We start from the raw sequence: 13,725 nt of genomic DNA, 5'->3' as shown, positions 1-13,725 counted from the left end.
TATGAAAGGTGTGCCGAGGCGCTGCTGCGCTACGCCAGCCAGGTGCCGGGCGCCAGTCCGTCCAGCGTGTGCGGCCCGATGGCAGCGCGAATCAGACGGAGTGTGGGAAGCCCCACGGCGGCGGTCATGCGCCGCACCTGGCGGTTGCGGCCTTCGCTGATTGCCAGTTCCAGCCACGCTGTGGGAATGCTCTTGCGTTCGCGGATGGGCGGTTGCCTCTCCCACACAGCTGGCGGTGGATCGAGCAGGCGCGCGCGGGCCGGGCGCGTAAGTCCGTCGTTGAGCTGCACGCCTTCGCGCAGCGCGGCCAACGCCTCTTCGGTGGGCACGCCTTCCACCTGCACCCAGTAGGTCTTCTCCATCTTGAAGCGCGGATCGGCGATGCGCGCCTGGAGCTGGCCGTCGTTGGTGAGCAGCAGCAGGCCCTCGCTATCGGCATCAAGGCGGCCGGCGACGTACACATCGGGAATATCGATGAAGTCTTTCAGCCCGCGCCAGCGGCCCTCGGGCGTGAACTGGCTGAGCACGCCGTAGGGCTTGTTGAATCGGATGAGGCGGGAAGGGATTACTTGCCCCAGCTGTCCCGCATGCCCGCGGCTCGGTTGAACACCGGCTTGCCGTCGGCACCGGTCTTGGCATCGCGCACAAAGTAGCCATGCCGTTCGAACTGGATGCCCACGCCAGGCTCCGCCTTTGCCAACGAAGGCTCCACATACGCTGTGCACGCTTCGAGGCTGGCCTTGTTCAACTCGTCCATCAACTCGCCGCTGCCCGGGTTGGCTGCCGCAAACAGCCGCTCATACAAGCGCACTTCGGCCTGCACGGCGTCCGCCGCCGCCACCCAGGTGATGTTGCCCTTCACCTTGATGGCGTCCGCGCCGGGCGTGCCGCTCTTGGTGTCGGGCACCAGCGTGGCCTGCACTTCGATGAGCTTGCCGCTTGCGTCCTTGGTACCGCCGGTGCATTCGATGACATGGCCGTATTTGAGGCGCACCTTGTTGCCGGGGAACAGGCGGAAGAAGCCCTTGGGCTGCACTTCCTCGTAGTCGGTGCGCTCGATCCACACCTCGCGGCCGAGCTTGAACTCGCGCTTGCCCATTTCGGGGTGGTGCGGGTGCACGGGCGCCGAGCAGTCGTCGAGTACCTCGTCGCTGCCCATGAGTTCGCCCCAGTTGGTGATGACCAGCTTTACCGGGTCGAGCACGGCCATGGCGCGCGGCGCGATGGGGTCCAGGGTGTCGCGCAGCGCGGCTTCCAGGCTGGCGTAGTCGATCCAGCCGCCGGACTTGGTGGTGCCGCTGCGTTCGCAGAACAGCCGCAGCGCCTCGGGCGTGTAGCCGCGGCGGCGCAGGCCCGCCAGCGTGGGCATGCGGGGGTCGTCCCAGCCATCCACGTGCTTTTCTTCGACCAACTGGCGCAGCTTGCGCTTGCTGGTGAGCACGTGGGTGACGTTAAGGCGCGCAAATTCATACTGGCGCGGATGCGGGCTGGCGATGAGTCCGCCCTCGGCCAAGCGGTCGAGCAGCCAGTCGTAGAACGGGCGCTGGTCTTCGAACTCCAGCGTGCAGATGGAGTGGGTGATCTGCTCCAGCGCGTCTTCGATCGGGTGCGCAAAGGTGTACATCGGGTAGATGCACCACTTGTCCCCGGTGTTGTGGTGCGTAGCCCGCCGTATGCGGTACAGCGCCGGGTCGCGCATGTTGATGTTGGGGCTCGCCATGTCGATCTTGGCGCGCAGGATGGCGGCGCCGTCGGGCAACAGGCCGTCGCGCATCGCGCGGAATCGGGCGAGGTTTTCTTCCACGCTGCGGCTGCGGAAGGGGCTGTCGGTGCCGGGCGTGTTGAAGTCGCCGCGGTTGGCGCGGATTTCTTCGGCGCTTTGCTCGTCCACATAGGCCAGCCCGGCACCAATCAGGTATTCGGCGGCGCGGTACATGAAGTCGAAGTAGTCGCTCGCAAAGTACTCGTGCGGCTGCAGGGTGCCGGGGGCGCTGGGGCGGTCGGCCAGGTAGGTCTCGTAGTCGAGCCACTTGACCGCGTCGCGAATGGAGTCGACGTATTCCTGCTCTTCCTTCTCGGGGTTGGTGTCGTCGAAGCGCAGATGGCACACGCCGCCGTATTCCTTGGCCAGCTCGAAGTTGAGCCAGATGCTCTTGGCATGGCCGATGTGCAGGTAGCCGTTGGGCTCGGGCGGAAAGCGCATGCGAACCTTGGCCGGGTCGGGCATGCCTTGGGCGTGATGGGCGGCATCGCCGGGCGAGCCACCCCACTTGCGGCCAGAATAGGCACCCTGCGCAAGGTCGTTTTCGATCACGTGGCGCAAGAAATTACTCGGTGCAGCGGCCGTTTTCGCGCTGTCTTTGTCGGTCGGGGAGGTCATTGCGGCATTCTAGAGGGCACCCCCTGGAAGTTACGTTTGGCAACGTTCTTCACATTACGGCGGGCAACCGCTTTGCATTTGGCGCGTTCAATACCTACATGGGCGGGAAACGCCCCAACCAGGAGTTCAAAGATCATGAGCCTCACACGTTCAACCTTCTTCAAATGGGCCGCCGCGGGTGTCGTGGCAGCCGGTGCTTTGTTTGCGGCCACTTCGGCCAGTGCCCGCGGCGACGTGAGCTGGTCGGTGGGTGTGGGCCTTCCGGGCGTGTCCGTGGGCGTTGGCGCTCCGGCCTACTATCCGGCCCCGGTTTATGCGGCCCCCGCGCCTGTGTATTACGCACCGCCGCCTCCGGTGTACTACCGTCCGCCGCCGCCGGTCTATTACCGCCCGGCCCCGGTGTACTACGCGCCGCCGGCGTACTACGCACCGCGCTACTACGGTCCGCGTGGCTACTATCGCGGCCATGGTCATGGCCACGGTCACGGCCACTGGCGCTAAACGGAGGGCCCCTTCGGGGGCTCCGTCAACTGAAAAGCCGGTCCTTCGCGACCGGTTTTTTTATGCGCGTTGCGGGCTCATCGATTTCACATGGCGCGAAACAGTTGGCCGTAGAGCCGGCTGACTGGAATTTTTTCGGTCCGGCCCCGCAGGTCGAGGTGCAGCTTGCCGGCCTCGTCGCGGTGCACGGCCTCGATGGCCGCACTGCGCACCACCACCGCGCGGTGCACCTGCCAGAAGACCTCGGGGTCGAGTTGGGTCAGCAACTGCTTCAGCGGCGTGCGGATCAGGTATTCATGCGTGGCGGTCAGCACGCGGATGTACTTGTCGGCCGCCTCGAAGTACAGCACCTCGTCGATGGGAACCATGCGCACGGTGTTTCCACCGGCTTCGCTGGCTGCAATCATGCGCAGCGGAGCGATGGGCGCGGGCGGCGACGCGCCATTGCCCACAGCCGCCAGTACCTGGCGCCACTGCGCCAGGGTTCTCTCCAGTGCTTCGTCGGCCGCCGCCGGAGCCGGGTTGGCCTGCTGCTGCGCCGCCAGCGCCTGCCGGAGCCGCAGCACGGTCTTGCGCAGGCGTTCGGGCTGCACGGGCTTGAGCACGTAATCGATGGCCTGGGTCTCGAAGGCGCGGGCGGCGTATTCGTCATAGGCGGTCACGAAGACCAGTTGCGGCATGGGCGCTTCGTCGGTGGGCCAGCGGTCGGCCAGTTCGGCCGCGGCACCCAGGCCGTCGAGGCCCGGCATGCGAATGTCGAAGAACAGCACCTGCGGCAGCAGCCGCAGAGCCTCGCGCACGGCGCTGCGGCCGTCGCCCGCGGTGGCAAGCAGTTGCAGCTCGGGCCATGCCGCGGCAAGTTCGGCCTTGAGGGCGTGGGCGAGCAGGGGCTCGTCTTCAGCAATGAGGGCGGTGGGGTTCATGCGTGTGGCGACAAGGGAAAGCTGAGTGTGGTGCGGGTTCCGCCCGCAGGCTCGGCGGCGAGGCTCATGCGGCCCTGATCGCCGTACACGGCGGCAAGCCGTTCGCGCACCTGTTCGAGCCCGAAACCGCTGCCTTCGCTGCCGTCGGATTGCGAGGACTGGGCCGCGTCGATGCCGACGCCGGTGTCGCTCACTTCCATGACGAGCCGGCCCGCGTCTTGCCGCGCCCGCACGACGATCTCGCCGCCTTCCACCTTGGGCTCCAGCCCATGGCGGATGCTGTTTTCGACCAGCGGCTGCAGCAGCAGCGGCGGCACCGGCGCGTCGCGCAAGTCTTCGGGCAGATCGAGCGTGTAGCAGAGGCGCTCGCCCATGCGCACCGACATCAGTTCGAGGTAATCGGCCAGCCGTTCGAACTCGGCCGACAGCGGATGCGCCAGGGCGCGCGAGCCGCTGAGCGTCATGCGCAGGTAGTTATTGAGGCGGTCGAGCATGGCCACGGCGCGTGGCGGGTCGGTCGTGATCAGCACACGCAAGTTGGCCAACGTGTTGAACAGCATGTGCGGTTCAAGCTGCGTTTCGAGCAGCTTGAGCCGGGCCTCCGTGGCGTTGCGCTGCGCCACGTTGAGCTGGCTTTGCATGTGCTTGCTTTTGCCGAGGCTGAAAAAGAAGAAGCACATGCCGATGGTGGCAACCAGCGTGATGACGATGGTCGAGGCCATCTTGCGCGCGGCGAGGTTGCGGAACTCGAGCGGTGGCGCGCCGACCCAGGCGTCGCCGATGACGTTGCCGCCCAGAAAGCCGACGGTGATACCCAGCGCTATCAGCCCATAGCTCCAGAGGCCGTGCGGCCACAGCACCTCCTTGTGACCGCTCAGAAGCAACCGGCCGGTGTCGATGACGAGCCAACAGATCGTTCCGATCGACAGCGAATACACCATCTGGGATTCCCAACTGCCGTTGCCCGAGATGGCCAACGCCGAAGCGATGAGGCAGCAGAAGATGACGGTGATCAGGCCATGCCGAAGCATGCCGCGGATGTTCTCTGCGCGGAAGCGAGGCAGCGCGCCGACGCTCATCCGCGTTCCCCGGCTCGCAGCGCGCGCCGTTCGCGCTCCACCAGTCGGTCATAAAAACTGCCGCCGGGCGCAATGAACCAGATGACGGCGCCGTGAATCAGCAGGCCCAGGCCCCAGCCCATGAGCGGATACACCGCCCAGCTGTGGCCGCGCGATGCGGAGATGGCTACCAGCCCGAGGTTGACGAGTACATAGACGAAGGCATGGATGTACCAGCCCATCTTGGCGCCGGCGCGGCGGCGGGCGCGCTTTTCGATGTCGCCGGCGGAAGGGTTCGCTTGTGTGGTGTTCATGACAGTGCTCCGATAACGATTGGCTTGAATGGCTGGTTTGGCGGCAGTCGATGAATCGGCTGGCGATCTTAGGCCGCACGGGCCTGCACGGCCATGGCGTCGGTGCGGATGGCCAGCTTCCAGAGCCGCACGGCGCGCGCCGCGAAGATGCCGCTGAAGGCGCCGTAAAGCATCGGAACTGCCACGGCAAAGCTGGCCTGCTGGCGCAGTTCGGGGTGCATGGCAAGGGACACACCCACCGCGTACTTCGTGAAGAAAATGCCCATCATCAGCACCAGCGGCACGGCGCTGCCGGCCACGTGAAACTTGCGAGCGTCGCGGTCATAGCGCGTGGTGGCGGGCAGGGGCTGCTGAAGCACCAGCAGCACCAGCGCGGCGGCGGCCACGGCCCAGCCGAGCAGGGCGCCCGGCGAATCGCCGAAGGCCGAGATCACGCCCGCCAGCGAAAGGCCGGTCATGGCAACGGGCATCACCGTCACCTTGGCCAGGCTGACGTGGCCGGTCAGCAACTGCCTGCAGCCGAGCCACAGGAGCAGCGCAAAAACGGCGAAGACCCACTTCGGGGTATGAAGAATGATCTGCAGCAGCATGGCGTTTCTCCTGGGTGAAAAGATGATTCGATGGGCCGGACTGTGCCGGCGCACCCGAGCCCGGGCCACGGGTCTGCGACGAAATGCGGGCTGGGCGCGTGGAATGCCGCCAACGGGCGCGAAACGCGCCGTTTTCCGAAGCTTTACCGATGCTTTACGGTTCATAAGACAGGAGCGCTACGATCCAGCGCTCCACTAGCGGCTGTACTTGCGACTGCCACACCCACACATGGAATCACCGAACTCCGAGCCTTCTTCCGGCGATTCGCCTGCTGTTCAACCGGTACACCCCGCCTCATCCCCGCCGCCCCGGCCGCCCTCGCGCCGCCGGCTCTGGCTTGGCAGCCTGATTGCGCTGCTCTTGTTGCTGCTGCTCGGAGGCGGCGCCTGGTACCTCATCAACCGCAAGGCCAGCACCGCCGGCGGACCGGGCTTCGGCGGCGCCACCGTCACGGTTGGCAATGCGCTGGCGCGCGAGATCGAGCTGCCGGTGACCATCGACGCGCTCGGCACCGTCACGCCGCTCGCAACCATCACGCTCAGGGCGCAGGTGGGCGGGGTGCTTACCGAGGTGCTGTTCACCGAAGGGCAAACCGTTGCCAAGAACCAGCTGCTCGCGCGCATCGACCCCCGGCCCTACGAGCAGGCGCTGATGCAGGCGCGCGGCACGCGCCAGCGCGACGAGGCGCAGCTCGAGGCCGCACGCGTCACCCTGGCGCGCTACCGCACGCTGCTGGGGCAAGACTCCATCGCCCGGCAAGACGTGGACACCCAGGCCGCGCTGGTCCGGCAGCTCGAAGGCACGGTCACCACCGACCTGGCCGCCGAGGCTGCCGCCAAGCTGAACCTCGACTACACCCGCATCACCGCGCCAGTTGCCGGCCGCATCGGCCTGCGCGCGGTGGACGCGGGCAACACGGTCACGGCCAACGCGACCACGGGTATTGCGGTCATCACGCAGATGAACCCGATCGACGTGCAGTTCTCGGTGCCGCAAGACCGCGTGCCCGACATCCAGGCACAGCTGGCCAAGGGCGAGCCGCTGCCGGTCACCGCGTTCGACCGCACCCGCGCGGCAACGCTCGACACGGGCACCTTCTCCACGCTCGACAACGTGGTCGACACCACCACCGGCACCGTCAGGGCCAAGGCCCGCTTCGGCAATGCGCAGACCACGCTGTTCCCGAGCCAGTTCGTCAACGTGCAGATGCTGCTGCGCAAGGTGCGCGCGGTGGTGGTGCCGGTTACCGCGGTGCGCACCGGCCCCAATGGCGACTATGTGTATGTCATCAATGAAGACCGCACCGTTTCCATGCGCCAGGTGAAGCGCGGCGAGGCCAATGTCGATGTGGTGGCCATCACCTCGGGCCTGAAGACCGGCGAGAACGTGGTGACCGAAGGCGGCGACCGCATCAAGGACGGCGCCGTTGTTCAGCTGCAGGGCGAAAGGCCGGCCATGGGTCCGCGTGGCGGCGCGTCGGGGCCCCGCGGTGCGGCATCGGGCCCGCGTGGCGAGCGCGGCGAAGGCGGTGGAGAGCGGCGGCGCCAGCGCCCGCCGCAATGAAGAGCATCGGCAACAACCCACGGAACAAGCGAGCGCGTTCGCGATGAGCCCCTCACGCCCTTTTATCGATCGGCCGGTGGCCACGGCGCTGCTGATGGTGGCCATTGTGCTGGCCGGCTTCGTGGGCCTGCGGCTGCTGCCGCTGGCCGCGCTGCCGCAGGTCGACTACCCGACGATCCAGGTGCAGACCCTCTACCCCGGCGCCAGCCCCGAGGTGATGAGCCGCACCGTGACCGCACCGCTGGAGCGGCAGTTCGGCCAGATGGCCGGGCTCAACCGCATGAGCTCGGTGAGCTCGGCGGGCGTGTCGATCGTCACACTGCAGTTCGCGCTCGACCAGACGCTGGACGTGGCCGAGCAGCAGGTGCAGGCCGCCATCAATGCCGGCGGCTCGCTGCTGCCGGCCGACTTGCCGGCGCCGCCCGTGTACGCCAAGGTGAACCCGGCCGACGCGCCCATCCTCTCGCTGGCGGTGAGCTCCGAGACCATGCCGCTCACCGAGGTGCAGAACCTCGTGAACACGCGGCTCGCGCAGAAGATCAGCCAGGTCAGCGGCGTGGGGCTGGTGTCGCTTTCGGGCGGGCAGCGCCCGGCCGTGCGTATTCAGGCAGACACCAACGCACTGGCATCGGTGGGCATCGGCCTGGACACGCTGCGCAGCGCCATCACCGCGGCCAATGCCAACAGCGCCAAGGGCAGCTTCGACGGCCCGCGCCGGGCCTACACCATCAACGCCAACGACCAGCTCGTGACGGCGGACGACTACAAGAACCTCATCGTCGCCTGGAAGAACGGTGCGCCGGTGCGCATGACCGACGTGGCGCGCGTGGTCGACGGTGCCGAGAACACACAGCTGGGCGCCTGGGCCGCCTTGCGCGTGGGCGAGCGGGAGCCCGTGCTGTACCCGGCCATCATCCTGAACGTGCAGCGCCAGCCCGGCGCCAACGTGATCGGCACGGTCGACGCCATCAAGAAGCAGCTGCCCGAGCTCGAGGCCTCGTTGCCGGGCTCGCTGAAGGTGGAAGTGCTGAGCGACCGCACCACCGGCATCCGCGCATCGGTCTCGCATGTGCAGCTCGAGCTCGGGCTGGCCGTGGTGATGGTGGTGCTGGTGATCTTTTTCTTTTTGCACAGCGTGCGCGCGACCATCATTGCGAGCCTTGCGGTGCCCATCTCGCTCATCGGCACCTGCGGGCTGATGTACCTGCTGGGCTACAGCCTCAACAACCTGAGCCTGATGGCGCTGACCATTGCCACCGGCTTCGTGGTCGACGATGCGATCGTCATGATCGAGAACATCGCGCGCTACCTGGAAGAGGGCGATCCCCCGTTCAAGGCCGCGCTCAAGGGCGCCACGCAAATCGGCTTCACCATCATCTCGCTCACGGTGTCGCTCATCGCGGTGCTGATTCCATTGCTGTTCATGGGCGACGTGGTGGGCCGGCTGTTCCGCGAGTTCGCCGTCACGCTGGCCATCACCATCCTGATTTCCGCCGTGGTGTCGCTCACGCTGGTGCCGATGATGTCGGCGCGCTGGCTCAAGCCGCAGGCCGAAGAGGGTGGGCGCTTCGGTGCCAGCGTGCAGCGCTTCTTCGACCGCGTGATCGCCCGCTACGACGTGTGGCTGCAATGGGTGTTGCGCCATCAGCCTCTGACGCTCGTGGTGGCGGTGGCCACGCTGGCGCTCACGGTGCTGCTCTACATGGTGATTCCGAAGGGGCTCTTCCCCACGCAGGACACCGGGCAGCTGCAGGCACGGATCGAAGCCGCGCAAGACGTGTCGTATACCCGCATGGCCGAGCTGCAGCAGCAGGCGGCCAACGCCATCCTGGCCGACCCGGAAGTGGCCAGCGTGAGTTCGGTAGTGGGTGTGGACGCCGCCAACAACACGGCGCTGAACACCGGCAGCATGCTCATCAACATGAAGGCCGACCGGGGCAACCAGGAAGCCACCATGCAGCGCCTGCGCGAGCGGGTGCGCTCGGTGGCCGGTGTCACGCTGTACCTTCAGCCCACGCAAGACCTGACCATCGACGCCGAGACGGGTCCGACCGAATTCCGCGTGTCGCTCGAAGGGGTGGACACCACCACCGTCGACACCTGGGCGCAAAAGCTGGTGGAGCGCCTGCGCTCCGAGCCGCTGGTGCGCAATGCCACCACCAACGCGGGTGCCAAGGGCCTGGCCGCCTATGTCGACATCGATCGCAACACGGCGTCGCGCCTCTCGGTCACGGCCAGTTCGGTGGACGACACGCTCTACAGCGCATTCGGCCAGCGCATCGTCTCGACCATCTTCACCGAGACCAACCAGTACCGCGTGATTCTCGAGGCGCAGCGCGAAGCCCTGGCCTCGCCGCAGCTGCTGGGCAACCTGCAGTTGCGCACCGGCAGCGGCGCGCCGACCACGCTCTCGTCGATTGCCACGGTGCGCGAGCAGGCCGCGCCGCTGCAGGTGACGCACGTGGCGCAGTACCCGGCCGCCACGGTGGGCTTCGACACGGCCGAGAACGTGGCGCTCGGAAAATCGGTGGCGGCCATTCGCGCGGCGGCCAATGAAATCGGCATGCCGGCGAGCATGACGATGAGCTTCCTGGGTGCGGCGGGGGCCTACGAAAAATCGCTCTCCAACCAGCTGTGGCTCATTCTTGCGGCGGTGGTGTGCGTGTACATCGTGCTGGGCGTGCTGTATGAGAGCTACATCCATCCGCTGACGATTCTCTCGACACTGCCTTCGGCCGGCGTGGGCGCGCTGCTCGCATTGATGGTCACGGGCAACGACCTGGGCGTGATCGGCATCATCGGCATCATTCTTCTGATCGGCATCGTGAAGAAGAACGCGATCATGATGATCGACTTTGCCATCGACGCCGAGCGGCGCGAGGGCAAGTCGCCGCAGGAGGCCATTCACCAGGCGGCGCTGCTGCGCTTCCGGCCCATTCTGATGACCACGCTGGCGGCGCTTTTCGCGGCGCTGCCGCTGATGTTCGGCTGGGGCGAGGGCGCCGAGCTGCGCCGGCCACTGGGGCTGGCCATCTTCGGCGGGCTGGTGGTGAGCCAGGTGCTCACGCTGTTCACCACGCCGGTGGTGTATCTGGCCTTTGACCGCATGGGCCGCCGGTTCGGGCGCAAGCCGGAGGTTGCGGCCGAATGAACCTCTCCAGGCCTTTCGTCGAACGCCCGATTGCGACGGTCTTGCTGACCATCGGCATCGCGCTGGCCGGGATTGCGGCGTTCTTCGTGCTGCCTGTGTCTCCGTTGCCGCAGGTCGACTTTCCCACCATCTCGGTCACCGCCAGCCTTGCGGGCGCGAGCCCGAGCACCATGGCATCGAGCGTTGCCACGCCGCTGGAGCGGCGGCTGGGCGTGATTGCGGGCGTCAACGAACTCACCTCGACCAGCTCGAACGGCTCGACCCGCATCAGCCTGCAGTTCGACCTCAAGCGCAACATCGACAGCGCCGCGCGCGAGGTGCAGGCGGCCATCAACGCGGCCCGGGCCGACCTGCCGGCCACCTTGCGCAGCAACCCGACCTACCGCAAGCGCAACCCCACGGCCGCGCCCATCGCGATCCTGGCGCTCACCTCCAAGACGCGCACGCCGGGGCAGATCTACGAGGCCGTGTCCAACATCGTGAGCCAGAAGCTCTCGCAGGTGGAGGGCGTGGGCGAGGTCGAGATCGGCGGCGGCTCGCTGCCGGCCGTGCGGGTGGAGCTCGAGCCCTTCTCGCTCAACCGCTTCGGCATCAGCAGCGAAGACGTGCGCGCCGCCATCCAGGCCAACAACGCCAACCGGCCCAAGGGCGCGATCGAGAACGACGACCGCCGGCTGCAGATCTACACGCCGTCACCGGGCCGCCACGCCGTGGAGTACCGCGACATGGTCATTGCCTGGCGCAACGGCGCCGCCGTGCGGCTGGGCGACGTCGCGCGGGTGATCGACAGCGTCGAGAACACACGCACGCTGGGCCTCTTCAACGGGCAGCCCGCGGTGATCGTGCTGGTCACGCAGGAGCCCGGCGCCAACATCATCGATACCGTGGACGGCGTGCGCGAACTGCTGCCCGAACTGCGCGCGCAGTTGCCGCAGGACATCGAGGTGCAGGTGGCTTCCGACCGCACCAACTCCATCCGCGCCTCGCTGCGCGAGATCGAGGCCACGCTCATGATTTCCATCGCGCTGGTGGTGCTGGTGGTCGGCCTGTTCCTGCGCAAGGCGCGCGCCACCATCATTCCGGCGGTGGCCACGGTGGTGTCGCTGCTCGGCACCTTCGGCGTGATGCACCTGCTGGGCTACAGCCTGAACAACCTGAGCCTGATGGCGCTCACGGTGGCCACGGGCTTCGTGGTGGACGACGCCATCGTGGTGCTCGAAAACACCAGCCGCCACATCGAAGCCGGCGTGGGCCGCATCGAGGCGGCATTGCGGGGCGCGCGCGAAGTCGGGTTCACCGTGCTGTCGATCAGCCTCTCGCTCGTGGCGGTGTTCATTCCGCTGCTGTTCATGGACGGGCAGATCGGCCGGCTGTTCCGCGAATTCGCGGTCACGCTGTCGGTGGCGGTGCTGATATCGCTGGTCATCTCGCTCACCACCACGCCCATGCTGTGCGCCATGCTGCTGAAGCCCGAGGAGCCGGACGCCAAGCCGCCGGGGCGCTTTGCGCGCATGTCGGAGAGCGTGTACCAGTGGAGCCTGCGCACCTATGCCCACAGCCTGGATTGGGCGCTTGCGAGCAAGGCCGTGGTCATGGTGGTGCTGCTGGCGGTGGTCGGCCTCAACGTGTATCTGTTCTCCGCCATTCCCAAGGGCTACTTCCCCGAGCAGGACAACGGCCAGCTCAATGCAGGCCTGCGTGCGGACCAGAGCATTTCGTCGGTGGCGCTGAGCGAAAAGCTGCGCCAGGCGGTCGACATCATCCACAAGGACCCGGCGGTCGATTCGGTGGTGGGCTTCGCGGGCGGCAGCCGCTCGGGTGGCGGCTTCATGTTCGTCAACCTCAAGCCGCTGTCGGAGCGCACCGAGAAGACCGCGGCGGTCGTCAACCGGCTGCGGCCGCAGCTCAACCAGCTGACCGGCCTGCGCGTGTTCCTGAGCCCGGTGCAAGACCTGCGCATGGGCGGGCGCTCGAGCAACTCCGCCTACCAGTACACGCTGAAGGGCGACAACCTGGCCGACCTGCGCACATGGACCGCCAAGCTGGCGGACAGGCTGCGGCAGGAAACCGCGCTGACCGACGTCGACAGCGACCAGTCGGACAACGGCGTGGAGACCTTTGTCGACGTCAACCGCGAAAGCGCCGCCCGGCTGGGCGTGACTTCGAGCGCGGTCGACAACGCGCTCTACAACGCCTACGGACAGCGCTCGGTCGCCACCATCTACGACGAACTCAACCAGTATTCCGTGATCATGGAGTGGGCGCCGCGCTACCAGCGCGCGCCCGTGGTGCTGAAGGACCTGTACGTGCCTTCGACGCTCACCACCAGCACCACCGCGAGCGGCGCCACCACGGTGAGTTCGCTGGCCAATACCACCGATGCCAGCACCGGCACCTCGACCACCACGTCGGCCAACCCGGGCCTGCGCACCGCCTCCACCGGCCAGGCGCTGGCGGCGAACACCACGCTCATGGTGCCGCTTTCGGCCATCGCCGAGGTGAGCGAACGCGCGGTGCCGAGTTCCATCGACCATCAGGACACCGAGCTCGCGAGCACCGTCTCGTTCAACCTGGGCGAGGGCGTCACGCTGCAAGAGGCGCGGCGCATCGTTGCGCAGGCCGAGGCCGACATTGCCATGCCCGTGAACGTGCGCGGCAGCTTCCAGGGCACGGCGCTCGCGGCGCAGCAGTCGCAGGGGCAGCAGCTGGCGCTCATCGTGGCGGCCATCGTGGTCATCTACATCGTGCTCGGCGTGCTCTACGAAAGCCTGATTCACCCCATCACGGTGCTGACCACGCTGCCTTCCGCGGGCGTGGGCGCGGTGCTGGCGCTGCTGCTGTTCCGCATGGATTTCTCGATCATTGCGCTGATCGGGCTCTTCCTCTTGATAGGCATCGTGAAGAAGAACGCGATTCTGATCATCGACTTTGCGCTGGACGCCGAGCGCGCACGCGGCATCTCGGCCGTGGAAGCGGTGCGCGAGGCCTGCCTGCTGCGCTTCCGGCCGATTCTCATGACCACGCTCGCCGCCGCGCTGGGCGCGCTGCCTCTGGCCATCGGTTTCGGCCAGGGCTCCGAGCTGCGCCAGCCGCTGGGCGTGGCGATCATCGGCGGCCTGGTGGCGAGCCAGCTGCTCACGCTGCTGACGACGCCGGTGGTCTACGTGCTGCTCGACAAGCTGCGCCGCCGCTCCGGCAACGAGCGGCACCTGAGCCGCGCCGCAAGCTCGCCGACATGAAGAGA

10 protein-coding genes are annotated in these 13,725 nt (G+C 67.1%); 4 read left to right on the top strand and 6 right to left on the bottom strand.

The window, feature by feature from the left end; all coding sequences use genetic code 11:
• Nucleotides 1-29 precede the first annotated feature (29 nt).
• Nucleotides 30-566 carry a pseudouridine synthase gene (locus EJI00_RS03795; protein WP_126746318.1) on the bottom strand — a complete coding sequence of 179 codons (537 nt, stop codon included), beginning with the start codon at nt 564-566 and terminating at the stop codon, nt 30-32.
• Complete coding sequence (locus EJI00_RS03790) at nt 566-2,380, bottom strand: glutamine--tRNA ligase/YqeY domain fusion protein (protein ID WP_126746140.1); 1,815 nt, start codon at nt 2,378-2,380, stop codon at nt 566-568. Before EJI00_RS03790 ends, EJI00_RS03795 begins: the two co-directional genes overlap by 1 nt.
• Nucleotides 2,381-2,515: 135 nt before the next feature.
• Here EJI00_RS03790 and EJI00_RS03785 point away from each other — a divergent pair, with 135 nt between their 5' ends.
• On the top strand, nt 2,516-2,881 hold the full coding sequence (locus EJI00_RS03785; protein WP_126746139.1) for a hypothetical protein: 366 nt from the start codon (nt 2,516-2,518) through the stop codon (nt 2,879-2,881).
• Nucleotides 2,882-2,967: 86 nt separating this feature from the next.
• Here EJI00_RS03785 and EJI00_RS03780 read toward each other — a convergent pair whose 3' ends face one another.
• The 4 genes from EJI00_RS03780 to EJI00_RS03765 all read right to left on the bottom strand — a co-directional run bounded on the left by EJI00_RS03780 (nt 2,968) and on the right by EJI00_RS03765 (nt 5,766).
• Complete coding sequence (locus tag EJI00_RS03780; protein ID WP_126746138.1) at nt 2,968-3,804, bottom strand: LytR/AlgR family response regulator transcription factor; 837 nt, start codon at nt 3,802-3,804, stop codon at nt 2,968-2,970.
• Nucleotides 3,801-4,883, bottom strand: a complete 1,083-nt coding sequence (locus tag EJI00_RS03775) for a sensor histidine kinase (protein ID WP_126746137.1) — start codon at nt 4,881-4,883, stop codon at nt 3,801-3,803. Before EJI00_RS03775 ends, EJI00_RS03780 begins: the two co-directional genes overlap by 4 nt.
• Entirely contained in the window at nt 4,880-5,176 is a 297-nt protein-coding gene (locus tag EJI00_RS03770; protein WP_126746136.1) for a 2TM domain-containing protein, read from the bottom strand. Before EJI00_RS03770 ends, EJI00_RS03775 begins: the two co-directional genes overlap by 4 nt.
• A gap of 68 nt (nt 5,177-5,244) precedes the next feature.
• Nucleotides 5,245-5,766: a DUF6622 family protein gene (locus tag EJI00_RS03765; protein WP_126746135.1), complete on the bottom strand. Its 522-nt coding sequence runs from the start codon at nt 5,764-5,766 to the stop codon at nt 5,245-5,247.
• A gap of 229 nt (nt 5,767-5,995) precedes the next feature.
• On the opposite strand from EJI00_RS03765, the gene EJI00_RS03760 reads away from it, so the two are divergent.
• Genes EJI00_RS03760 through EJI00_RS03750 form a run of 3 tightly spaced genes read left to right on the top strand, consistent with a single transcriptional unit; the run spans nt 5,996 to nt 13,720 of the window.
• Nucleotides 5,996-7,330 carry an efflux RND transporter periplasmic adaptor subunit gene (locus EJI00_RS03760; RefSeq protein WP_126746134.1) on the top strand — a complete coding sequence of 445 codons (1,335 nt, stop codon included), beginning with the start codon at nt 5,996-5,998 and terminating at the stop codon, nt 7,328-7,330.
• A gap of 43 nt (nt 7,331-7,373) precedes the next feature.
• Nucleotides 7,374-10,481, top strand: coding sequence for an efflux RND transporter permease subunit (locus EJI00_RS03755; RefSeq protein WP_126746133.1), 3,108 nt, complete (start codon nt 7,374-7,376; stop codon nt 10,479-10,481).
• On the top strand, nt 10,478-13,720 hold the full coding sequence (locus EJI00_RS03750) for an efflux RND transporter permease subunit (protein ID WP_126746132.1): 3,243 nt from the start codon (nt 10,478-10,480) through the stop codon (nt 13,718-13,720). The genes EJI00_RS03755 and EJI00_RS03750 overlap by 4 nt, the downstream gene beginning before the upstream one ends.
• Nucleotides 13,721-13,725: the final 5 nt, after the last annotated feature.

Source organism: Variovorax sp. DXTD-1, assembly GCF_003984625.1.
In the GTDB taxonomy this organism is placed as follows: Bacteria; Pseudomonadota; Gammaproteobacteria; order Burkholderiales; family Burkholderiaceae_C; genus Variovorax.
The sequence above is the reverse complement of the archived record's forward strand: the minus strand, read 5'-3'. Positions and strand labels throughout refer to the sequence as shown.